This is a genomic window from Marinovum sedimenti, assembly GCF_054052205.1.
In genome coordinates, this window is record NZ_CM133223.1 from 3,502,940 (window position 1) to 3,524,154 (window position 21,215).

Genomic DNA, 21,215 nt, shown 5'->3' on the forward strand with positions numbered 1-21,215 from the left:
AGCCATGACGGACCTGAAAAAGATCATCATCGACGACACCGAGATCGAAGTTGACGGGGCGCTGACCCTGATCCAGGCCTGCGAACAGGCCGGTATCGAAGTGCCGCGTTTCTGTTATCACGAGCGGCTGTCGATTGCGGGCAACTGCCGGATGTGTCTGGTTGAGGTTGTGGGCGGTCCGCCCAAGCCCGCCGCATCCTGCGCCATGCAGGTCAAGGATCTGCGGCCCGGCAAGGACGGCGAGCCGCCGGTGGTGAAAACCAACTCTCCGATGGTCAAGAAGGCCCGCGAGGGCGTGATGGAATTCCTGCTGATCAACCACCCGCTTGATTGCCCGATTTGCGATCAGGGGGGCGAATGCGATCTTCAGGATCAGGCGATGGCCTATGGCGTTGATTTCAGCCGCTTCCGCGAGCCGAAACGCGCGGTGGACGATCTTGATCTTGGGCCGTTGGTTGAAACCCACATGACCCGCTGCATTTCCTGCACCCGTTGTGTGCGCTTCACCACCGAGGTCGCGGGCATTCACCAGATGGGCCAGACTGGCCGGGGCGAAGATGCCGAGATCACCGCGTATCTTGGCGAAACGCTCGACAGCAACATGCAGGGCAACATCATTGATCTGTGCCCGGTGGGCGCGTTGGTGTCGAAACCCTATGCGTTTACCGCCCGCCCTTGGGAGCTGTCCAAGACCGAGTCGGTTGACGTGATGGATGCGCTTGGCTCGAACATTCGGGTCGATACCAAAGGCCGCGAAGTCATGCGGTTTTTGCCGCGCAACCATGACGGTGTGAATGAGGAATGGATTTCCGACAAGACGCGCTTTGTCTGGGACGGTCTGCGCCGTCAACGCCTTGATAAACCGTATATCCGTGACAACGGCAAACTGCGTCCGGCAACTTGGAACGAAGCTCTGGGCAAAGCTGCTGAGGCCATCAAGGGTGCCACGAAAGTGGCGGGTCTTGTGGGCGATTTGGCCCCGGTTGAGGCCGCTTATGCGCTCAAGCAACTGATCGAAGGGCAGGGCGGCAACGTCGAGTGCCGCACCGATGGTGCGAAACTGCCGGCGGGCAACCGCTCGGGGTATGTGGGCACCGCCGCGATTGAGGATATCGATCACGCCGGGGCGATCATGCTGATCGGCTGCAACCCGCGTGAGGAATTGCCGGTGCTGAACGCGCGTTTGCGCAAGGCCTGGTCCAATGGTGCCAAGATTGGCGTTGTTGGCGAAGCCGTTGATCTGACGTTTGAATATTTCCACCTGGGCACCGACCGTGCCGCGCTGTCCAAGCTGAACGACGGCGGCCACGAGGATGCGCTGAGCCGCGAAACCATTGTGATTGTCGGGCAGGGTGCCATCCGCGAGGCGGACGGTGCTGCGGTTCTGGCCGAGGCGATGAAATTTGCCGGGGCGACCGAGAGCAAGTTCCTTGTGCTGCACACCGCCGCTGGCCGTGTTGGCGCGATGGACGTGGGTGCCGTGACCGAAGGCGGGCTTGCGGCGGCGATCGACGGCGCGGATGTGATTTACAATCTCGGTGCAGATGAGATCGAAATCGCGGACGGCGCGTTTGTGATCTATCAAGGCAGCCACGGCGACCGCGGTGCACACCGCGCCGATGTGATCCTGCCGGGCGCGGCTTATACCGAAGAAAACGGGCTGTTCGTCAACACCGAAGGCCGGCCACAACTGGCGCTGCGGGCGGGCTTTGCCCCCGGCGAGGCCAAGGAAAACTGGGCGATCCTGCGGGCACTTTCGGGTGAGTTGGGCGCGAAACTGCCGTATGACAGCCTTGCGCAACTGCGCACACAGCTGGTCAAGGACGTGCCGCATCTGGCCAAGATCGACGATGTGCCCGAGAACGATTGGCAGCCGACCGAGGCCGGAAGCCTTGGCGACGCGTCGTTCCGCAATGCGATCAAAGACTACTGGCTGACCAACCCGATTGCGCGTGCCAGCCAGTTGATGGCGGAACTGTCGGCCAATGCGAAGGCCCGCGGGGAGGCGAAGATTGCTGCGGAATGATCCGACATATGCGTATATGGCTCGGGGCGGCGCTGCTGCCCGTGATGGCGCTTGGCGGCTGCGACGTGGATAATGCCACGGCGGATATCCCGTTCGAGCCGGCCTATGGCGGCATCGAGACCCGGCTGCTTGAGGGCGATCTGGTGAATTTCCATGTGGAGATGACCGGCGCGCGCGACACGCAGGATGTGGCGGATTATGCGGAATGTGCTGCGGCGCAGTATGCATTGATACGAGGGTACGGATTTGCGCGGCATGTGCGCACGAATACCCGCGAAGAGGGTGGCGTTTGGCGCGGGGATGCGGTTTACACCATCTCGCCGTCACTGCCCGACGGATTGAAGACGATAGATGCCGAAGTCGTCGTGGCGAACTGCCGCGAAAACGGCATACCGACTGTGTGAGGGACCATGGCAGATTTCTTTTCGACCCCACTTGGAATTGGTGTTCTCATCCTCGCGCAGTGCCTTGCGGTGCTGGGCTTTGTGATGATTTCGCTGCTGTTCCTCGTCTACGGTGACCGCAAAATCTGGGCGGCTGTCCAGATGCGGCGCGGACCTAACGTTGTGGGGCCCTTCGGGCTGCTGCAATCAGTGGCAGATGCGCTTAAATACGTGGTCAAGGAAGTGGTGGTGCCCGCTGGCGCCGATAAACCGGTCTTTTTCCTCGCTCCGATGGCGTCTTTCGTCCTTGCGGTGATTGCTTGGGCGGTGATCCCCTTTGCCGATGGCTGGGTGCTGTCGGATATCAACGTCGCCATCCTCTATGTGTTCGCCATGTCCTCGCTTGAGGTCTACGGCGTGATCATGGGGGGCTGGGCGTCGAACTCGAAATACCCGTTCCTCGGGTCGCTTCGATCGGCCGCGCAGATGATCTCGTATGAGGTCTCGATCGGCCTGATCATCATCGGTGTGATCATCTCGACCGGCTCGCTGAACTTTGGCGATATCGTCCACGCGCAGGATGGCCGCTTCGGCTTCTTCTCGTGGTACTGGCTGCCGCATTTCCCGATGGTGTTCCTGTTTTTCATCTCTTGCCTCGCTGAGACAAACCGCCCGCCCTTCGACCTTCCCGAAGCGGAATCGGAACTGGTGGCTGGCTATCAGGTGGAATATTCCTCGACCCCCTTCCTGCTGTTTATGGCGGGTGAGTATATCGCGATCTTCCTGATGTGCGCGCTGACCTCGCTGCTGTTCTTTGGCGGCTGGCTCTCGCCCATTCCGGGCCTGCCGGATGGTGTGCTGTGGATGATTGCCAAGATGGCGTTCTTCTTCTTCATCTTCGCGATGGTGAAGGCGATCACCCCCCGTTACCGCTATGACCAACTGATGCGCCTGGGCTGGAAAGTCTTCCTGCCGTTCTCGCTGGTTTGGGTGGTCTTCGTGGCCTTTGCCGCCAAGTTCGACTGGTTCTGGGGGGCGTATGCCCGCTGGGCCGTAGGAGGCTGACATGACCGATCTGAAAGACGCAATCATGGACGCGAAATACATCGACATGGTGTCGTTGGCGGATTTCGTGGTGCAGGACTGCGGGCTGCCGGATTACGACGACGATGGCAATCCGCTGCCGCAACAAAACGAAGTGGCCGCCGCGATCTTTCGCTGGGCGGCGTTGCAGGGCGGGTCTGACCAGACCGACACGAAACAAGACGCGGATGCCCAAAAGGCAACGGGTCCGCGCAACTGGCCCAACCTGGGAAAGTTGCCGGACACATCCGCCGCGCAAGGGGAAGACTGATGGCAGATATCGATTATGGCCGGGCCGCGAAATATTTCCTGTTGCAGGACTTTTTCGTCGGCTTCAAGCTGGGTCTGAAATACTTCTTCGCGCCCAAGGCGACGTTGAACTATCCACATGAAAAAGGCCCGCTAAGCCCGCGTTTTCGCGGGGAACACGCGTTGCGCCGCTATCCCAACGGCGAAGAACGCTGCATTGCCTGCAAGCTGTGCGAAGCGATCTGCCCGGCGCAGGCCATCACCATCGACGCCGAACCGCGCGACGACGGCAGCCGCCGCACCACGCGCTATGACATCGATATGACAAAGTGCATCTACTGCGGCTTCTGCCAAGAGGCCTGTCCGGTGGATGCCATTGTCGAAGGTCCGAATTTTGAATTCGCCACCGAGACCCGCGAAGAGCTGTTTTACGACAAGGACAAGCTTTTGGCGAACGGCGACCGTTGGGAGGCCGAAATTGCGGCCAACCTCGAAGTGGATGCACCCTACAGATGACCGATAATAAAACCCCATTCGAGCTGATGATGAGCCAGGCTCAGGAAATGGCGAAAGCCTTCAATCCGGCGCTTGAGACGTTCTCGCCCAAGGGGTTTGAGTCGCTCTGGCCGACCATGCCCAAAGAGATGATGGAAATGGCCTTTGGCCGTGGCGTCTCGTCCGAGGGGCTTGATGCCAAGACCCGGCTTTTGCTCACGCTGGCCGGGCTGACCATGCAGGGGGCTCAGGCCGAGACCCCGTTCCGTATGACCGTGCGCCACGCCATCGAGGCCGGCGCGACGAAAGATGAAATCGCCGAGACCATCGCGCAGATGTCGATGTTCGCTGGCCTTCCCGCCATGACGCGGGCCATGGAACTGGCTCGGGATGTTATGGACGGCAGTGAGGATAACGCAAAATGACAGTGTTCGCCTTTTATCTCTTTGCGCTCAGCACCATCGCCGGGGGGCTGTTCACTGTGATCAGCCGCAACCCGGTGCATTCGGTGCTGTGGCTGATCCTTGCGTTTCTGTCGTCGGCGGGGCTTTTCGTGCTGTTGGGCGCGGAGTTCGTGGCGATGCTGTTGATCATCGTCTACGTCGGCGCGGTCATGGTGCTGTTCCTGTTTGTGGTGATGATGCTCGACGTCGACTTTGCCGAATTAAAGGCCGAGATGGCGCGCTATATGCCGCTTGCCTTGTTGATCGGTGTGGTTCTGCTGATGCAATTCGCGATGGCGGTCGGCGCGTGGCAGACGGCAGAAGTGGCTGAGGGGCTGCGCACGCAGGTCACACCCACGGATGTGCACAACACTCATGCTTTGGGCGTGATCCTGTATGACGATTATTTCCTGCTGTTCCAACTCTCGGGTCTGATCCTGCTGGTGGCGATGATCGGCGCGATTGTTCTGACCCTGCGGCACCGCAAGGATGTCAAACGTCAGAACGTGCTGGCGCAGATGTACCGCGATCCGGCCAAGGCGATGGAACTGCGCGACGTCAAACCGGGGCAGGGCCTCTGATGGACGGCGCGTTTGCCCTGGCGCATGGCCTTTTTCTCAAGGTCGGGGTGCTGGGGTTTGCCGGACTTTGGGCGCTAAAGGCAATTATGGGCGTGGCGGCGCTACGCTGGATTAGGCAACGGCGCGGTCGCGCAGCGAACTGATAAAGACCTGCCGTTTAAGGCAGGAGATGAAAAGACGAAACGGGCAAAAGCCCAGAGGGACGACATGATCGGACTTGAACATTACCTGACGGTGGCGGCGGCGCTGTTTGTCATTGGCATCTTCGGCCTCTTCTTGAACCGCAAGAACGTGATCATTCTGCTCATGTCGATCGAGCTGATGCTTCTGGCGGTGAATATCAACCTCGTCGCCTTTTCCGCCCATCTTGGCGATCTGGTGGGGCAGGTGTTCACCCTGTTCGTCCTGACGGTGGCGGCGGCAGAGGCGGCCATTGGCCTTGCCATCCTCGTCTGTTTCTTCCGCAACCGCGGCACCATCGCCGTGGAAGACGTCAACGTGATGAAGGGCTAAGATCATGGAAAGCATCATTCTCTTTGCCCCCTTGGCTGGCGCGATCATTGGCGGTTTCGGCTGGAAGCTGATCGGCGAACGCGGCGCGATGTGGATCACCACGGGCCTGTTGTTCACGGCCTGCGCCTTTTCGTGGATCGTCTTCCTGACCCACGGACCCGAGACCCAGCACATCCAGATCATGCGCTGGATCGAAAGTGGCTCGCTGTCCACCGACTGGTCGATCCGGCTGGATCGGTTGACCTCGATCATGCTGGTGGTGGTGACGACGGTCTCGTCGCTCGTGCACCTTTATAGCTTTGGCTACATGGATCACGATCCGCAGTGGAAAGACGGCGAAAGCTATAAGCCGCGCTTCTTTGCCTATCTGTCGTTCTTCACCTTCGCCATGCTGATGCTGGTGACGTCGGACAACCTTGTGCAGATGTTCTTTGGCTGGGAAGGCGTGGGCGTCGCATCCTACCTTTTGATCGGCTTCTACTATCGCAAGCCGTCGGCTAATGCCGCCGCGATGAAAGCCTTTATCGTCAACCGTGTCGGTGACTTCGGCTTTGCGCTCGGTATCTTTGGTCTGTTCTTCCTGACCGACTCGATCCGGTTTGACGATATCTTTGCCGCCGCGCCTGAATTGGCGAACACGCAGCTTACCTTCTTGTGGAGCGAATGGAACGCAGCCAACCTGATTGCGTTCTTGCTGTTCATCGGCGCGATGGGCAAATCGGCGCAGCTGTTCCTGCACACATGGTTGCCAGACGCGATGGAAGGCCCGACCCCGGTGTCGGCGCTGATCCACGCCGCGACGATGGTGACGGCAGGGGTTTTCCTTGTCAGCCGCATGTCGCCGCTGATGGAATACGCACCCGAAGCGACCACCTTCATCACCTACCTCGGTGCCGCGACCGCCTTTGTCGCCGCCACCATCGGTCTGGTGCAGAACGATATCAAACGCGTCATCGCCTATTCGACTATGTCGCAGCTTGGCTATATGTTCGTGGCGGCGGGTGTTGGCGTGTATTCGGTGGCGATGTTCCACCTGTTCACCCACGCGTTCTTTAAAGCGATGCTGTTCCTCGGTGCCGGCTCGGTCATCCACGCGATGCACCACGAGCAGGACATGCGGAACTATGGCAACCTGCGCAAAAAGATCCCCTATACCTTCTGGGCGATGATGATCGGCACGCTGGCGATCACCGGCGTTGGCATTCCGCTGACCCACATCGGTTTCGCGGGCTTCTTGTCCAAGGATGCGGTGATCGAAAGCGCCTATGCGGGCACCCAAGGCGGCTTTGCCTTCTGGGCGCTGGTTGTGGCGGCGCTGTTCACCAGCTTCTACAGCTGGCGGCTGATGTTCCTCACCTTCTATGGCAAGCAACGCGGCGACAAACACACCCACGAACACGCACATGAAAGCCCGGTGGTTATGCTGGTGCCGCTTGGTGTGCTGGCGCTTGGGTCGGTGCTGGCCGGGATGATCTGGTACGGGTCGTTCTTTGGCAGCCATGAGCAGGTCAACAAGTTCTTCGGCATCCCCGATGCGCATGTCGCGGCTGACGCTGGTCATGACGCGGAGATGGCGACGGATGACCATGCCGTCGCGGATGCCGCGCCTGCCGAAGCGGATGCCGCGCCTGCCGAGGCAGTTGTGGCCGACGATCATGCGGTGCCTGAGAACAACTTCCCGATTGATGTGGATGGCACTCATCCCAACATCGCCAACGCCGAAGCCCCGCAAGGCGCGATCTTTATGGCAGCCGACAACCATGTCATGGACGACGCACACCATGCGCCGGTCTGGGTCAAGATCTCGCCCTTCATCGCCATGCTGATCGGTTTCGCCACGGCGTTCTGGTTCTATATCATCGACCCGACCATTCCGGTCCGGCTGGCCGAGCAACAGCGCCCGCTGTATCTCTTCCTGCTCAACAAGTGGTACTTTGACGAAATCTACGATTTCATCTTTGTGCAGCCCGCCAAAGCGATTGGCCGCTTCCTGTGGAAACGCGGTGACGAGAATACCATCGACGGCGCGCTGAATGGCGTGTCGATGGGGATCATTCCGTTCTTCACCCGTCTCGCTGGCCGTTTTCAGTCCGGTTACATCTTTAGCTACGCCTTCGCCATGGTGATCGGGATCGCAATCCTGATCACATGGATGTCGCTCAACGGAGGAGCGCACTAATGGACAACCTCCTTTCCATCGTCACCTTCATCCCGGCACTCGGGGCGCTGATCCTCGGGGTTTTCCTGCGCGGCGAAGACGAAGCGGCCAATCGCAATGCCAAATGGCTGGCGCTGATTGCGACCTCGGCGACCTTCCTGATCTCGCTGTTCATCCTCGCGCAGTTCGACAGCTCGAAAACCGGCTTCCAGTTTGTGGAAGAGGGCGCTTGGCTGTTGGGTCTGAAGTACAAAATGGGCGTTGACGGCATTTCGGTGCTGTTTGTCATGCTGACCACCTTCATGATGCCGCTGTGCATCGCGGCCAGCTGGAGCGTCGATAAGCGCGTCAAGGAATACATGATCGCCTTCCTCGTGCTGGAAACGCTGATGCTTGGCGTGTTCATGGCGCTGGACATCGTGCTGTTCTATCTGTTCTTCGAAGCCGGTCTGATCCCGATGTTCCTGATCATCGGCATCTGGGGCGGCAAGAACCGGATTTACGCGTCGTTCAAGTTCTTCCTCTACACCTTCATCGGCTCGGTGCTGATGCTGGTGGCGATGGTGGCGATGTTCACCGAAGCCGGCACCACGGATATCCCGACGCTTATGCGGCATGAATTCGGGTCCGAGACCTTCTCACTCTTGGGGATCCAGATTGTCGGCGGGGCTCAGACGCTCATGTTCCTCGCGTTCTTTGCCAGCTTTGCGGTCAAGATGCCGATGTGGCCGGTGCACACCTGGTTGCCCGACGCACACGTTCAGGCCCCGACGGCGGGTTCGGTTGTGCTGGCGGCGATCCTGTTGAAAATGGGCGGCTATGGCTTCCTGCGGTTCAGCTTGCCGATGTTCCCGGTTGGGACGGATGTGATGGCACCGCTGGTGCTGTGGCTGTCGGCGATTGCGATTGTCTATACCTCGCTGGTGGCGCTGGTGCAGGAAGACATGAAGAAGCTGATCGCCTATTCCTCGGTCGCGCACATGGGCTATGTGACGGCGGGCATCTTCTCGGCCAACCAACAGGGCATCGACGGCGCGATCTTTCAGATGCTGTCGCACGGCTTTATCTCGGGCGCGTTGTTTCTGTGTGTTGGCGTGATTTATGACCGGATGCACACCCGCGAGATTGACGCCTATGGCGGGTTGGTGAACCGGATGCCGGCCTATGCGCTGATCTTCATGCTGTTCACCATGGCCAACGTCGGGCTGCCGGGGACCTCTGGGTTTGTCGGTGAATTCCTGACGTTGATGGGCATGTTCCAGGCCAACACCTGGGTCGCGGCGATTGCCACCTCGGGTGTGATCCTGTCGGCGGCTTATGCGCTTTGGCTGTATCGCCGGGTTGTCATGGGCGACCTGATCAAGGAAAGCCTGCGCACCATCACTGACATGACCCGCCGCGAGCGCGCAATCTTTGCGCCGCTGGTGGTGATGACGATCCTTCTCGGTGTCTATCCGGCGCTGATCCTCGACATCATCGGCCCCTCGGTCGAGTCACTTGTTTCCAACTACCAGACGGCGCTGGCCGCATCTTCGGATGCGGTTCAGGTTGCCGGTCATTAAGGGAGCCGGAGTATGATCCAGGCTGATCTGAACATCATCCTCCCCGAGATTGTCATCGCGGTTTTCGCCATGTTGGCGCTGCTTGGGGCGGTCTATACCACCAAAGACGCGCTGGCCGCGCCGCTGACATGGGCCACGGCCGGGGTGTTCGTCGCCGTTGCCTTCTGGATTGGCACCAATGGCGGGCCAACGCAAATCGCGTTCAACGGCATGTTTGTCGATGACGGCTTTTCGCGCTTTGCCAAGGTGACGATCCTGCTGTCGGCCGCCGCCGTTCTGGTGATGAGTCAAGGCTACATGGCCGCGCGCGGCATCCTGAAGTTTGAATATCCGCTGCTGGTGGCTTTTGCCGCAGTGGGCATGATGATGATGGTCTCGGCGGGCGATCTGATGTCGCTTTACATGGGGCTCGAGCTGCAATCGCTGGCGCTTTACGTCGTGGCGTCGCTGCGCCGTGACAGCGTGAAATCGACCGAAGCCGGCCTGAAGTATTTCGTGCTGGGCGCGTTGTCGTCGGGTCTGCTGCTTTATGGTGCGTCGCTGACCTATGGTTTTGCCGGCACCACACAGTTCGCGGGCATCATCATCGCCGCACAGGGCGACGTGTCGATTGGGCTGCTGTTTGGTCTGGTGTTCCTGATCTCGGGCATGGCGTTCAAGGTCTCGGCGGTGCCGTTCCACATGTGGACGCCTGACGTCTATGAAGGCTCGCCCACACCTGTCACCGCGTTCTTTGCCACCGCGCCGAAAGTGGCGGCGATGGGGCTGTTTGCCCGCGTGCTGCACGATGCCTTTGGCGGCGTGACCAGCGACTGGCAACAGATCCTCGCGTTCCTGTCGGTGCTGTCGATGTTCCTTGGCGCGATCGCCGCGATTGGCCAGAAAAACATCAAGCGGCTGATGGCCTATTCGTCGATTGCCCACATGGGGTATGCGCTCATGGGTCTGGCCTCGGGCACGGTGTTCGGCGTGCAGGCGATGCTGATCTATATGGCGATCTATGTGACGATGAACGTCGGCACCTTTGCCTTCATCATGTCGATGGAGAAAGACGGCGCGCCGGTGACATCCATCGACAGCCTGCACATGTATTCGCGCCGCGAGCCGGGCAAGGCCTTGGCGATGCTGATCCTGCTGTTCTCGCTGGCCGGTGTGCCGCCGCTGGTGGGTTTCTTCGGCAAGCTTTACGTGTTGCGTGCCGCTGTCGAAAGCGGGCTGGTTTGGCTGGCGATTGCCGGTGTGATCGCTTCGGTGATCGGGGCGTTTTATTACTTGCGGATCGTGTACTACATGTACTTCGGCGAGGAAACGGACGAGGCGCTCGACAAGGGCGGATCGCCAATCCTCTACGGTTTCCTGATGGCCTCGGCAGCGGCGATGCTGTTTGGCGTGGTCAACCTGTTTGGCATCGAAGGCGTGGCCGAGGCTGCGGCAGCGACGCTTGTCAACTGAGCGGTTTCTCATGCCGCGGGGCGGGCCGCGAGGGGCATCGAACCCCTCGCGGCCCGGTGCCGTTCCGGCACGTCGCGGTGACGCCGGGGCTAGTGTCTGTGGCGATGTTGGTCTGAAAGCGGAGGCCTGCGATGCACTGGCCTGAGGGATATGGACGTCAGGTTTTGGCGGAGGTCGACAGCACCAACGCCGAGGCCGCGCGCCAAGCCGCCAGCCTGTCCGGGCCGGAGTGGATCCTTGGGTTGCGCCAAACTGCGGGGCGGGGGCGCCGTGGGCGACCTTGGGCCGACCCTTCGGGCAATTTCTCGGCCACCTTGGTGATGCGCCCCGAGGGCACACCGCACGCCGCGGCGCTGCGGTCTTTCGTGGCCTCACTGGCGCTGTTTGATGCCTTTGTGGCGGTCTCTGCCCGGCCTGAAAGTTTCGCGCTGAAGTGGCCCAACGACGTGCTTTTGAACGGTGGCAAGGTGGCGGGCATTCTGTTGGAAAGCCTGCCCGGCGGGGCCTTGGCGATTGGCATCGGCGTCAATCTGGCGGATGCCCCGCAACCCGCAGCGGTGGAGGCAGGGGCGTTTCGCCCGGTCTCGCTGCTGTCTGAGGTGGGGGTGGCTGTGACGCCCGAAGAGTTCCTTACCCCGCTGGCCGCCGCATTTGCCGCGCATGAAGCGAGCTTTGCCACCTATGGCTTTGCGCCGATCCGCGCGGCCTGGATGGCGCGGGCGGCGCGGCTGGGTGAAGTCATCACCGCGCGCACCGGCACCAGTGAGATCACCGGCACCTTCACCGATGTCGACGCGCACGGCAATCTGGTGCTGGAAACCGCAAAAAACCGTCTCGCCGTTCCGGCGGCGGATGTCTTTTTCTGAGGGAGGCGGGGCATGCTTCTGTGCATTGATTGCGGCAATACCAATACCGTGTTCTCGATCTGGGATGGCACCGAGTTCCTGTGCACCCTGCGCACCTCGACCCACCACGCCCGCACCTCGGACGCCTATTTCACCTGGTATTCGACGCTGGTAAAACATTACGGCATCGACGCCGATATCACCGAGGTGATCATTTCGTCGACGGTGCCGCGCGTGGTGTTCAACCTTCGGGTCTTTGCCGATCGGTTCTTTGGCTGCCGGCCATTGGTGGTGGGCAAGCCCGAGTGCCTGTTGCCGATCCCGCCGCGGGTGGATGCTGGAACGGCGGTCGGGCCAGACCGGTTGGTCAATTCCGCGGGCGGCTTTGACCGTCACGGCGGCGACCTTATCGTGGTGGATTTCGGCACCGCCACCACCTTTGACGTGGTGGCCGAGGATGGCGCTTATGTCGGCGGGGTGATTGCGCCGGGCGTGAACCTGAGCCTTGAGGCCTTGCACATGGGGGCGGCGGCGCTGCCGCATGTGGACATCCGCCAGCCTGACAAGGTGATCGGCACCAATACGGTGCAATGTATCCAGTCGGGGGTGTTTTGGGGCTATGTCGGCCTTGTGACGGGCATTTGCGAGCGCATTCGGGCAGAATATGCCCGACCGATGCGGATCATTGGCACCGGGGGGCTTGCGCCCTTGTTCGCACAGGGGCAGATGCTATTTGACTCCATCGAAGAAGATCTGACGATGCATGGGCTGACGGTTATCCATGCTTTTAACAAGGAAAACGGGATTACCCATGAGCAGTGAACGCATCATCTACCTGCCACTTGGCGGGGCGGGCGAAATCGGCATGAATGCCTATGTCTATGGCTACGGGCCGAAGGACAAAGAACGCCTGATCCTCGTTGATCTGGGGGTGACGTTCCCGGATATGGACGGCACGCCGGGGGTCGATCTGATTTTCCCCGACATGACATGGCTGATCGAACGCCGTGACCGGCTTGAGGCGATTTTCATCACCCACGCGCATGAAGACCACGTGGGTGCGGTGCACCAGTTCTGGGAACGCCTTGGCGCGCCGGTCTATGCCCGCGCCTTTACCGCCAATATCGCGCGGCGCAAGATGGACGAGAAAGGCCTGCCCGAAAGCACGGTCAAGACGGTTTCGGCCTGGCCCGAAACGGTGCAGGCGGGGCCGATGACGGTGGGCTTTCTGCCGATCTCGCACTCGATCCCCGAAAGCTCAGGCCTTGTGATCGACACGCCGCAGGGGCGGATTGTGCACACCGGCGATTTCAAACTCGACGAGACGCCGATTGTTGGCGAGGCGTTTGATCCGCAGCTTTGGGGCGATGTGGCCAAAGACGGGATCAAGGCGCTGGTCTGCGACAGTACCAACGTGTTTTCCCCCCATGCGGGGCGCTCGGAAGTGACGGTTGGGCCAGAGATCGAAGCCCTGGTGTCGAGCGCCAAGGGTTTGGTCTGTGCAACGACATTTGCCAGCAACGTGGCGCGGGTCAAGACTTTGGCCGAGGCGGGGCAGCGGGCAGGGCGGTCGATCGTTCTGTTGGGCCGGGCGATGCGGCGGATGATCGAAGCGTCGATCGAGACCGGCGTTTTGACCGATTTTCCCAAAGTGGTCTCGCCCGAGGATGCGGGCGGCATTCCGCGTGAAAACATTATGCTGCTGGTCACCGGGTCGCAGGGCGAACGCCGGGCGGCGAGCGCGCAACTGGCGCGGGGCAAGTACAACGGGCTGGAGCTGCGCGAAGGCGATCTGTTCCTGTTCTCGTCCAAGACCATTCCGGGCAACGAAAAGGGTGTGATCCGCATCATGAACCAGCTCTCGGAAAAGGGCGTGGATGTGGTGGACGATTCCAGCGGGCATTACCACGTTTCGGGCCACGCCAACCGGCCCGATCTTGAGCGGATGCAGGACCTGATGCAGCCGCAGATGGTGATCCCGATGCACGGTGAACACCGGCACCTGCGCGAACACGTCAAGCTGACCCAGCGCAAGGGGCGGGCGGCGGCGCTGGCGGTGAATGGCACGATGCTGAACCTGTCGGGCAATCGCCCCGAGGTGGCGGAGTTTGTCGAAACCGGCCGGGTGTACCTGGATGGCGCGATCCAGATCGGCGCGATGGACGGCATCATCCGTGATAGGATTCGCATGGCGCTGAACGGGCATGTGGTGGTGACGGTCATCCTTGACGAAGACGACGAGCCGCTGGGCACGCCGTGGTGCGAGGTGATGGGGCTGCCCGAGATTGGGCGCAGCCAAGTGCCGTTGGTTGATGTGCTCGAGCAGGACCTCTCGCAGTATCTGGGCCGCGCCGGGGCCAAGACGATGACCAATGACGACAAGCTTGACGAGGACATGCGGCGGATCACGCGCAATTCCTCGATGAACGAGATTGGCCGGAAACCGGAAGTGACGGTGATTGTCAGCCGGTTGAGCTGAGGCTCGATTATTTCGCCACGCCTGCGCGTGTCGACAGGCCGGGGGGCTCTGCCCCCCGGACCCCCTGCGGTATTTAGGAACAGAAGAAGGATGGGGGTGCCGGGGCGCGGTGGGCCCTGAAATTTCTTTTGTATTGAGGATGCATCTTGCGCGCGGTGCCCTATTGTTTGGTGGGAGCGGCCTTTTGGGGCCGTGCGTATCCAAGCAAAAGGAGATGCAGTGATATGATCAAAAAATCAGGTTCCGCCGTCTGGAAGGGCGGTCTTAAAGACGGCACAGGCACGGTTTCGAGCGAGTCCGGCGTGCTGTCGAATGAGAATTATGGCTTTAACAAGCGGTTCGAGGGCCAGCCGGGGACCAACCCCGAAGAGCTGATCGGTGCGGCACATGCGAGCTGTTACTCAATGGCGCTGTCGATGGTGTTGGCGGACTTCGATCTGGTGGCCGACAGTCTGGCCACTAAGGCGACTGTGTCGCTGGAGCAGGTCGATGGCGGGTTTGCCGTGACCAAGGTGCATCTGGAACTGGAAGCCAAGATCCCGGGCGCGAGCGAAGAGGATTTCCTCAAAGCTGCGAATGGTGCCAAAGAAGGCTGCCCGATTTCCAAACTTTTGAATGCAGAGATCACGCTCGACGCGAAACTGGTCTGATCTGAGCGGATGGGATGGGGGCCTTGGCTCCCATCCCTTAAGTCGTTAGCTGGCGCGGCGCTCGTCGAAGCTTAGCGCGATGAACTGGGGCATGTGATCGCCCATGCCCACAACCTTGTTGTCGCCACCTGAACGCGAACCGCGTCCACGGTTGTTGGAGTTGTTGCGCGACGACGAGGAGGAAGAAGCGCGTTCCTGCGGCTTGGCAGCCTGCGGAGCGGGTGCCTGCGGTGCAGCCGCTTGCGGTTCGGGTGCGGGTGCTGGGGCCTGCTGAGGTGCCGCGGCTTGCGACCGATCCTGAGCCTCGACCTGCGGCTTGCTTTGAGGCTTTTCGCGACGTTGCGATGTCCGCTGGCGGCGCTCAGGTTTGGGTGCGTCGGCGGGAGCCTCGGCAGCAACGTCCTGTTGCGGCTTGTCATCCGATTTGATCGGATTTTCCAAGCGCGGAATGGCTTTCTGGATCAGCTTTTCGATCGCATCGAAGTTCTTTTCGTCCTTCGGTACGCAGATCATCATCGCCTTGCCATCACGCCCGGCGCGGCCGGTGCGGCCAATCCGGTGTACGTAATCCTCGGCGTGGCTGGGCACGTCAAAGTTGAACACATGGCTTACCGATGGCACGTCAAGGCCGCGCGCGGCCACGTCAGAGGCCACAAGGATCTTGAGATCGCCATTGCGGAAGGCATCAAGCGTTTTGGTCCGCTGCGATTGATCGAGATCGCCGTGGATCGGGGCCGCATCCATGCCGTATTTCTTCAGCGATTTCGCGGTGATGTCGACGTCAGTCTTGCGGTTGCAGAAGACGATGGCGTTGGTGCATTTCGCGCCTTCGTTTTCGATCAACGCGCGCAGAACCTTGCGCTTTTCGCTGCCTTCACGGTCGCGGCGCGAGGCTTTGAACATCACGACGCCCTGTTCGATGGTCTCGGACGCGGTGGCCTGACGGGCCACTTCGATGCGCTCGGGGTTCGACAGGAAGGTGTTGGTGATACGCTCGATCTCGGGGGCCATTGTGGCCGAGAAGAACAGCGTCTGGCGGGTGAAAGGCGTGAGCGAGAAGATGCGTTCGATATCCGGGATAAAGCCCATGTCGAGCATCCGGTCGGCCTCATCCACCACCATGACCTGCACGCCGGTGAGCAGCAGTTTGCCACGTTCGAAATGGTCCAGCAGGCGGCCTGGCGTCGCAATCAGAACGTCAACGCCCTTGTCGATCAGCAGGTCTTGCTCTTTGAACGACACGCCGCCGATCAGCAGCGCCTTGGTGAGCTTCACATGCTTGGCGTAGGTGTCAAAGTTTTCGGCCACCTGAGCGGCGAGTTCGCGCGTCGGGCAAAGCACGAGGCTGCGCGGCATCCGGGCGCGAGCGCGGCCACGGGCCAGCATGGTGATCATCGGCAGCGTAAAGCTTGCCGTTTTGCCGGTGCCGGTCTGGGCGATACCGAGAACATCACGGCCCTGTAGGGCGGCGGGAATGGCACCCGCCTGAATCGGCGTGGGCGTCTCGTAGCCCGCTTCTTCAACGGCTTTGAGAACTTTGGGATTCAGATCGAGATCAGAAAATTTCGTCATGTGTGTCCGATGTTTACGGACACATTTGGCCCGTACATATGATGGGAGAGACCCCTATGGCCCTGCATTATCGCAGTCATGATCCCCGCGCGGGCTTCTACCGCGCAATGCGCTTGCGGTCAATCATGCGGCTTTGCGGCAAGCAAATATGAGGAAATTCGCCCCAAAGACCGTGGGATTGTTGCGAGAATCACTACAACACGGCGAGTGTACACTAGTTTTGCGGGAATTCCTCGGTGCGCGCTCGCTCAAGGTTAAGATCATGGCGGCGCAACAGCCCTTCGGCGGCGAGCCGGTCACAGACGGCCGGATGCGCGACACAGACTTCGTCGTGGAAGGCGCGCAGGCCAGCGGGGCCGTCGCTGTCTTCGATCATGGTAAACAACTGGTGCAGCGATAGTCCGCCGCTGTCGCGATTAACCTGAGATTTAAGCTCGGCGCGATACGATCCCTTGGTCATCCGATAGCGATAGGTGCGCTGCCAGTCCTCCCAGCTTTGGGCGTGCAGGTGGCAGAGTTCGGTCTCGGCCAACGCCGATTCGCCGGGGTTTTGCGCTCCGTCCACGGTGATGTTGTGGATCTTGGCCTGCAGCCCGTCGATGCCGGTGCGATAGAACAGTTTGCCCGCCACATGGCTTAGGAAACCGCCGCTGAGATAGCGACCATAGGTCGGAAACACCGCCTCGGATGCGCGGCGGCGGGCCTCGGCGGCAAGGTGGAACGCCTTGAACGTGGTCTCGGGGCGCGTGTCGCCGGGGGCGGGGGCGAGCGCCTCAACCGGTCGGACACGGGCGCAAAGGCAGGTGTCGGGCAGGGCGGCGAGCTGCTCGGCGATCGGGCGCGCGGGCCAAAGGAACTCGTCGACGTCGATATGGGCGAGCCACTCAACCTCGGGTTTGCGGTTATAGGCGTGGCGGGCGTTGATGAATTGGCGCGTCTGGTGCTTGTCGGGGCGGCCCTTGCGCTTGGCCCACCAGGCGTCATCACAGGCCACGACGCGGATCTTGGGGTGCGCTTTGAGCCGGTCGAACACCGCCTGTTTCGGGGCATCAAGGTAGATGTAGAGCCGGTGCGCGCCGCGCTGCAGATGGTAGGCGGCGAAGTTCAGGATGTCGTCCTCGGGTGCCTTGATCGTCGACACGATGCCCCAGCGCGTCATACTGCCCCTGCCGCATTCACCGGGCCGAAAACCGCCCTAACCTCTGCCTCAAGATCGAGCGCGTGCGTCATCAGCATCCCATATTCACCCAGCCGCGCGCACAGCTCGGGCGTGTCGGCGCAGACCTCGTCAAAGAAATGCCGCAACCCATCCTCACCCTCGGTTTCCAGAATGAAATCAAGCACATCGCCCAAACGCATCGCCTCGTCATCCTCGGGCTTGCGATACGACCCGCGGTCCAGGCGAAACATCACCCGGTCGCGGAAATGCGCAAAGCTGGCGGCGTGGAAATGCGCCAGTTTCAGCCGCGGCATCTCGGCCTCATTGCCCACCGACGCCCCGTTCAGCCGCAAGCCGTGAATGCCAAGCCGTGCACCCTCGATTCGGGTGCGGGCCAGCACCTTGCCGCTGGTGTGGCTGATGAAACCGCCGGTGAGATAGGCGCCGTAATGCGGATAGATCTGGCTCAGCACGCTGCGCTTATTGTCGGTCTGGCGATGGGTGTTCTTGAAGTGCCGGGGCAGGCCGGTTTGGGGCGGCAAAAGCTCGACCGGGCGCACCCGCGCCTGCGCGCAATCGTCGGGCACAAAGCGCAGGCTTTTGGCAACGTCACTCTCGGCCAACAGAAATTCGTCAGTGTCGAAATGTCCAAGGAAATCAAGCTCGGACGCGCGGTACGTCCGCGTGGCATTATGCGCTTGCCGCAACTGATGCGCCTCGGGGCGTGGCTTTTCCACGGCCTGCCAGTAGGCGTCATCACAGGGGGTCACCTGCACCTTGGGGTGACCGGCGAAAAAACCGCTCACATCCGGGGCGGGGGCATCAAGATAAAGCGCAATCGCCTCGGCCCCAAGCGCCAGATAATGCGCGGCAAACTTCTGGATCTCGGTCAGCGGCGCATTGCTGGTGCAAACCACGCCCCAGCGCGGCAGCGGCCCGCGGCGCGGCGGCACATGGGTGACTTTGGCGGTGATTTTCGGCTCACCCGGCGGATCTTGGTCTGCCTTGCGCGCAGCCTCCCGGCGCGCCTTGCGTTGGCGCATGGTGCGCAGGCGGCGAAACACGGTGCGCGGGTCGTGGATCAGCAGATCGATCAGATGCCGCGCAAGCGGGCGCAGCACCGCGTCCTCGCCCGCATCAATCCACAGCCGCCCGAGCATATTCACGTCAAGCCCGCCCGCCGGCAGGTGAAACGCGTCCATATCCAACGGCAGCGCCCCGCGATCCTTGCCTTTGAGCGCAAACGGCGTGTCGGCAGCAAGCCCGGAGTACAGCCGCTCGCTCTCGTACAGTTTCATCGTGCCAAACAGCACCGTCATCGCCTGTCCGATGCGGCGCTGCACTTCGGTCTGGCCATGATCGCCAAAGGTGGTCAGCGCCGAAACCAGCCAGCGGGGATCAAGCTGTTGCAACAGATGCGCGTGTTCCTCGGCCCAAAGCCGCTGAAACAGGGCGGCAGTGTGGGCGGGTTGACCTGACTTGCGCAGATGCGCGATCAGCAGCCCGTGCAGGGCGCAAAGCTCGCTGTTGCCGGCCAATTCCTCGCGGATTTCCAGCATCTTGCGCCGGTTGGAAGAGCGCACAGGCTCATCGCGCAGCGGATCAATGGCGGCTCCGGGCACCACCGCGTCGCGCAGCGGCGCAAGCGCCACATCCAAAGGCGGCAGGCTTTCGGTCTTGGAAAAGGTCAACGGCTCGCGCCGCGCCTCCATCTGGGCAAGAACGGCCTCGATGCCGCCGTCATACGTGGGTTTGCGCGGTGCTGTCATGGCCCGACTTTGCCGGTTTTCGCGGCCAGTGGCAATTGCCCCCGGCGCAGCTGTCGAAATGCGGTTTGTGCTGTGGATCGGTCGCGCCACCAAGGCGGGGCGCGACCGTCAGATCAGACCATCATTTCCTTGGTCGAAGACAGTTTCACATCCGGATAATCACGTTCAATCCGGTCGATATCCCACTGCAAACGCGTAAGATAAACCACATCGCCGTCATTGTCGTGCGCGATATGCTGCTTGTTGGCGTTGATGAACTTGTCCAACGCCAGCTTGTCGCCATGCACCCAGCGCGCCGATTTGAATTGCGACGCCTCAAACCGTACCGGCAGGCCATATTCAAGCTCGATCCGGCTGGCCAGCACCTCAAATTGCAGCGCCCCAACAACCCCAACAATAAAGCCCGAGCCGAAGGAAGGTTTGAACACCTTCGCCGCGCCTTCTTCGGCAAATTGCATCAGCGCCTTCTCAAGGTGCTTGGCTTTCATCGGATCGCCCGCGCGGCACGATTGCAAAAGCTCCGGCGCGAACGAGGGGATGCCGCTGACGCGCAGCGCTTCGCCCTCGGTCAGGGTGTCGCCGATGCGCAATTGACCGTGGTTGGGGATGCCGATGATGTCGCCGGCCCAAGCCTCTTCCGCCAGCTCGCGATCCGAGGCGAGAAACAGCACCGGGTTCGACACGGCCATCGGTTTCTTGGTGCGCACATGGGTCAATTTCATGCCGCGTTTGAAGTGCCCGCTGGCCATCCGAACAAAGGCAACCCGGTCTCGGTGCTTGGGGTCCATGTTCGCCTGAACCTTGAAGACAAAGCCGGAAACCTTTGTTTCTTCAGGAAGAATATACCTCGGCGTGGCGCGCTGTGGCTGGGGCTGCGGGCCGTATTGGCCGATGCCCTCCATCAGCTCTTTCACCCCGAACGAGTTGATCGCAGAGCCAAACCAGATCGGTGTCATATGGCCTTCAAGCACCGCCTGCGGGTCGAGTTTTGGCAGCAATTCGCGCGCCATCTCGACCTCCTCAAGGAAGGATTCGAGCAATTCTGCCGGCACATGCTGTTTCAAAAGCGGATCGTCGAGGCCCTTGATTTCGACCGACTTCGCCACTTTGTTGCGGTCGGCCCGGTCCATCAATTCAAGCCGGTCATTGATCAGATCGTAGCAGCCAATAAAATCGCGGCCAACGCCAATCGGCCAACTGGCCGGCGTGACGTCAATCGCCAGATTCTCCTGGATCTCGTCAATGATTTCAAAGGTCTCGCGGCTTTCCCGGTCCATCTTGTTACAAAACGTCAGGATCGGCAGGTCGCGCAACCGGCAGACCTCAAACAGCTTCTGCGTCTGGCTTTCCACACCCTTCGCACCATCAATCACCATCACAGCGGCATCCACCGCCGTCAGTGTGCGATAGGTGTCCTCGGAAAAATCCGAGTGGCCGGGGGTGTCGACAAGGTTGAACCTGAAGTTCTTGTAATCAAACGACATTGCCGAGGCGGACACGGAAATCCCGCGGTCCTTTTCCATCTGCATAAAGTCCGACCGCGTGCGCCGCGCCTCGCCTTTGGCGCGCACCTGTCCCGCCATCTGAATCGCGCCACCGTAAAGCAAAAACTTCTCGGTCAGCGTCGTTTTGCCCGCATCGGGGTGCGAGATGATGGCAAAGGTGCGCCGCCGGGCTATTTCCGGGGGCAGATCGGGGCGGTTGGGCGTGGCGTCAAGCATGGCGCGCGTATAGAGCGCGCCACCGCGCTGCGCAATATGGCGCGTATCGTCACCCGCAACGAGCATTTGAAAGGA

19 protein-coding genes are annotated in these 21,215 nt (G+C 61.0%); 15 read left to right on the forward strand and 4 right to left on the reverse strand.

Annotated features, from left to right (window positions below; translation table 11 throughout):
- The first annotated feature begins 4 nt into the window (after positions 1 to 4).
- The 15 genes from nuoG to ACW9UO_RS16800 all read left to right on the forward strand — a co-directional run bounded on the left by nuoG (position 5) and on the right by ACW9UO_RS16800 (position 14,919).
- Positions 5 to 2,026 carry an NADH-quinone oxidoreductase subunit NuoG gene (gene nuoG / locus ACW9UO_RS16730; protein WP_457086900.1) on the forward strand — a complete coding sequence of 674 codons (2,022 nt, stop codon included), beginning with the start codon at positions 5 to 7 and terminating at the stop codon, positions 2,024 to 2,026.
- A gap of 44 nt (positions 2,027 to 2,070) precedes the next feature.
- Complete coding sequence (locus tag ACW9UO_RS16735; protein WP_457088681.1) at positions 2,071 to 2,430, forward strand: hypothetical protein; 360 nt, start codon at positions 2,071 to 2,073, stop codon at positions 2,428 to 2,430.
- Positions 2,431 to 2,436: 6 nt separating this feature from the next.
- Positions 2,437 to 3,474 (forward strand): NADH-quinone oxidoreductase subunit NuoH, encoded by a 1,038-nt coding sequence (gene nuoH, locus ACW9UO_RS16740; protein ID WP_457086901.1) that lies wholly within the window; start codon positions 2,437 to 2,439, stop codon positions 3,472 to 3,474.
- A 1-nt stretch (position 3,475) separates the two neighbouring features.
- On the forward strand, positions 3,476 to 3,763 hold the full coding sequence (locus tag ACW9UO_RS16745; RefSeq protein WP_457086902.1) for a hypothetical protein: 288 nt from the start codon (positions 3,476 to 3,478) through the stop codon (positions 3,761 to 3,763).
- Positions 3,763 to 4,257: an NADH-quinone oxidoreductase subunit NuoI gene (gene nuoI / locus ACW9UO_RS16750; RefSeq protein WP_457086903.1), complete on the forward strand. Its 495-nt coding sequence runs from the start codon at positions 3,763 to 3,765 to the stop codon at positions 4,255 to 4,257. The genes ACW9UO_RS16745 and nuoI overlap by 1 nt, the downstream gene beginning before the upstream one ends.
- Positions 4,254 to 4,661 (forward strand): carboxymuconolactone decarboxylase family protein, encoded by a 408-nt coding sequence (locus tag ACW9UO_RS16755; protein ID WP_457086904.1) that lies wholly within the window; start codon positions 4,254 to 4,256, stop codon positions 4,659 to 4,661. Before nuoI ends, ACW9UO_RS16755 begins: the two co-directional genes overlap by 4 nt.
- Positions 4,658 to 5,260: an NADH-quinone oxidoreductase subunit J gene (locus tag ACW9UO_RS16760; RefSeq protein WP_457086905.1), complete on the forward strand. Its 603-nt coding sequence runs from the start codon at positions 4,658 to 4,660 to the stop codon at positions 5,258 to 5,260. Before ACW9UO_RS16755 ends, ACW9UO_RS16760 begins: the two co-directional genes overlap by 4 nt.
- Positions 5,261 to 5,467: 207 nt before the next feature.
- The gene (gene nuoK / locus ACW9UO_RS16765) at positions 5,468 to 5,773 is read left to right on the forward strand and encodes an NADH-quinone oxidoreductase subunit NuoK (protein ID WP_007814905.1); all 306 of its coding nucleotides are present in this window, start codon (positions 5,468 to 5,470) and stop codon (positions 5,771 to 5,773) included.
- Positions 5,774 to 5,777: 4 nt separating this feature from the next.
- Positions 5,778 to 7,952, forward strand: coding sequence for an NADH-quinone oxidoreductase subunit L (gene nuoL, locus ACW9UO_RS16770; RefSeq protein WP_457086906.1), 2,175 nt, complete (start codon positions 5,778 to 5,780; stop codon positions 7,950 to 7,952).
- A complete protein-coding gene (locus ACW9UO_RS16775; protein ID WP_457086907.1) occupies positions 7,952 to 9,493 on the forward strand; it encodes an NADH-quinone oxidoreductase subunit M in 1,542 nt (513 codons plus the stop codon). Before nuoL ends, ACW9UO_RS16775 begins: the two co-directional genes overlap by 1 nt.
- A gap of 12 nt (positions 9,494 to 9,505) precedes the next feature.
- Entirely contained in the window at positions 9,506 to 10,945 is a 1,440-nt protein-coding gene (gene nuoN, locus ACW9UO_RS16780) for an NADH-quinone oxidoreductase subunit NuoN (protein WP_457086908.1), read from the forward strand.
- Positions 10,946 to 11,076: 131 nt separating this feature from the next.
- Positions 11,077 to 11,811: a biotin--[acetyl-CoA-carboxylase] ligase gene (locus ACW9UO_RS16785; RefSeq protein WP_457086909.1), complete on the forward strand. Its 735-nt coding sequence runs from the start codon at positions 11,077 to 11,079 to the stop codon at positions 11,809 to 11,811.
- 12 nt (positions 11,812 to 11,823) lie between these two features.
- Complete coding sequence (locus tag ACW9UO_RS16790; protein ID WP_457086910.1) at positions 11,824 to 12,612, forward strand: type III pantothenate kinase; 789 nt, start codon at positions 11,824 to 11,826, stop codon at positions 12,610 to 12,612.
- The gene (locus ACW9UO_RS16795) at positions 12,602 to 14,269 is read left to right on the forward strand and encodes a ribonuclease J (protein ID WP_457086911.1); all 1,668 of its coding nucleotides are present in this window, start codon (positions 12,602 to 12,604) and stop codon (positions 14,267 to 14,269) included. The genes ACW9UO_RS16790 and ACW9UO_RS16795 overlap by 11 nt, the downstream gene beginning before the upstream one ends.
- 224 nt (positions 14,270 to 14,493) lie before the next feature.
- Entirely contained in the window at positions 14,494 to 14,919 is a 426-nt protein-coding gene (locus tag ACW9UO_RS16800; RefSeq protein ID WP_457086912.1) for an OsmC family protein, read from the forward strand.
- 45 nt (positions 14,920 to 14,964) lie between these two features.
- On the opposite strand, the gene ACW9UO_RS16805 is transcribed toward ACW9UO_RS16800, so the two are convergent.
- The 4 genes from ACW9UO_RS16805 to ACW9UO_RS16820 form a co-directional block, all read right to left on the reverse strand.
- Positions 14,965 to 16,491 carry a DEAD/DEAH box helicase gene (locus tag ACW9UO_RS16805; protein WP_457086913.1) on the reverse strand — a complete coding sequence of 509 codons (1,527 nt, stop codon included), beginning with the start codon at positions 16,489 to 16,491 and terminating at the stop codon, positions 14,965 to 14,967.
- Positions 16,492 to 16,705: 214 nt separating this feature from the next.
- Positions 16,706 to 17,650 carry a glycosyltransferase family 2 protein gene (locus ACW9UO_RS16810; RefSeq protein ID WP_457086914.1) on the reverse strand — a complete coding sequence of 315 codons (945 nt, stop codon included), beginning with the start codon at positions 17,648 to 17,650 and terminating at the stop codon, positions 16,706 to 16,708.
- Positions 17,647 to 19,419, reverse strand: coding sequence for a glycosyltransferase family 2 protein (locus ACW9UO_RS16815; protein WP_457086915.1), 1,773 nt, complete (start codon positions 19,417 to 19,419; stop codon positions 17,647 to 17,649). The genes ACW9UO_RS16810 and ACW9UO_RS16815 overlap by 4 nt, the downstream gene beginning before the upstream one ends.
- 113 nt (positions 19,420 to 19,532) lie before the next feature.
- Complete coding sequence (locus tag ACW9UO_RS16820; protein WP_457088682.1) at positions 19,533 to 21,140, reverse strand: peptide chain release factor 3; 1,608 nt, start codon at positions 21,138 to 21,140, stop codon at positions 19,533 to 19,535.
- Positions 21,141 to 21,215 lie beyond the last annotated feature (75 nt).

Bases quoted from the DNA above. Each gene is read 5' to 3' on its own strand.
- nuoG (WP_457086900.1), top strand. From the start codon at position 5: ATGACGGACCTGAAAAAGATCATCATCGACGACACCGAGATCGAAGTT.
- ACW9UO_RS16735 (WP_457088681.1), top strand. From the start codon at position 2,071: ATGGCGCTTGGCGGCTGCGACGTGGATAATGCCACGGCGGATATCCCG.
- nuoH (WP_457086901.1), top strand. From the start codon at position 2,437: ATGGCAGATTTCTTTTCGACCCCACTTGGAATTGGTGTTCTCATCCTC.
- ACW9UO_RS16745 (WP_457086902.1), top strand. From the start codon at position 3,476: ATGACCGATCTGAAAGACGCAATCATGGACGCGAAATACATCGACATG.
- nuoI (WP_457086903.1), top strand. From the start codon at position 3,763: ATGGCAGATATCGATTATGGCCGGGCCGCGAAATATTTCCTGTTGCAG.
- ACW9UO_RS16755 (WP_457086904.1), top strand. From the start codon at position 4,254: ATGACCGATAATAAAACCCCATTCGAGCTGATGATGAGCCAGGCTCAG.
- ACW9UO_RS16760 (WP_457086905.1), top strand. From the start codon at position 4,658: ATGACAGTGTTCGCCTTTTATCTCTTTGCGCTCAGCACCATCGCCGGG.
- nuoK (WP_007814905.1), top strand. From the start codon at position 5,468: ATGATCGGACTTGAACATTACCTGACGGTGGCGGCGGCGCTGTTTGTC.
- nuoL (WP_457086906.1), top strand. From the start codon at position 5,778: ATGGAAAGCATCATTCTCTTTGCCCCCTTGGCTGGCGCGATCATTGGC.
- ACW9UO_RS16775 (WP_457086907.1), top strand. From the start codon at position 7,952: ATGGACAACCTCCTTTCCATCGTCACCTTCATCCCGGCACTCGGGGCG.
- nuoN (WP_457086908.1), top strand. From the start codon at position 9,506: ATGATCCAGGCTGATCTGAACATCATCCTCCCCGAGATTGTCATCGCG.
- ACW9UO_RS16785 (WP_457086909.1), top strand. From the start codon at position 11,077: ATGCACTGGCCTGAGGGATATGGACGTCAGGTTTTGGCGGAGGTCGAC.
- ACW9UO_RS16790 (WP_457086910.1), top strand. From the start codon at position 11,824: ATGCTTCTGTGCATTGATTGCGGCAATACCAATACCGTGTTCTCGATC.
- ACW9UO_RS16795 (WP_457086911.1), top strand. From the start codon at position 12,602: ATGAGCAGTGAACGCATCATCTACCTGCCACTTGGCGGGGCGGGCGAA.
- ACW9UO_RS16800 (WP_457086912.1), top strand. From the start codon at position 14,494: ATGATCAAAAAATCAGGTTCCGCCGTCTGGAAGGGCGGTCTTAAAGAC.
- ACW9UO_RS16805 (WP_457086913.1), bottom strand. From the start codon at position 16,491: ATGACGAAATTTTCTGATCTCGATCTGAATCCCAAAGTTCTCAAAGCC.
- ACW9UO_RS16810 (WP_457086914.1), bottom strand. From the start codon at position 17,650: ATGACGCGCTGGGGCATCGTGTCGACGATCAAGGCACCCGAGGACGAC.
- ACW9UO_RS16815 (WP_457086915.1), bottom strand. From the start codon at position 19,419: ATGACAGCACCGCGCAAACCCACGTATGACGGCGGCATCGAGGCCGTT.
- ACW9UO_RS16820 (WP_457088682.1), bottom strand. From the start codon at position 21,140: ATGCTTGACGCCACGCCCAACCGCCCCGATCTGCCCCCGGAAATAGCC.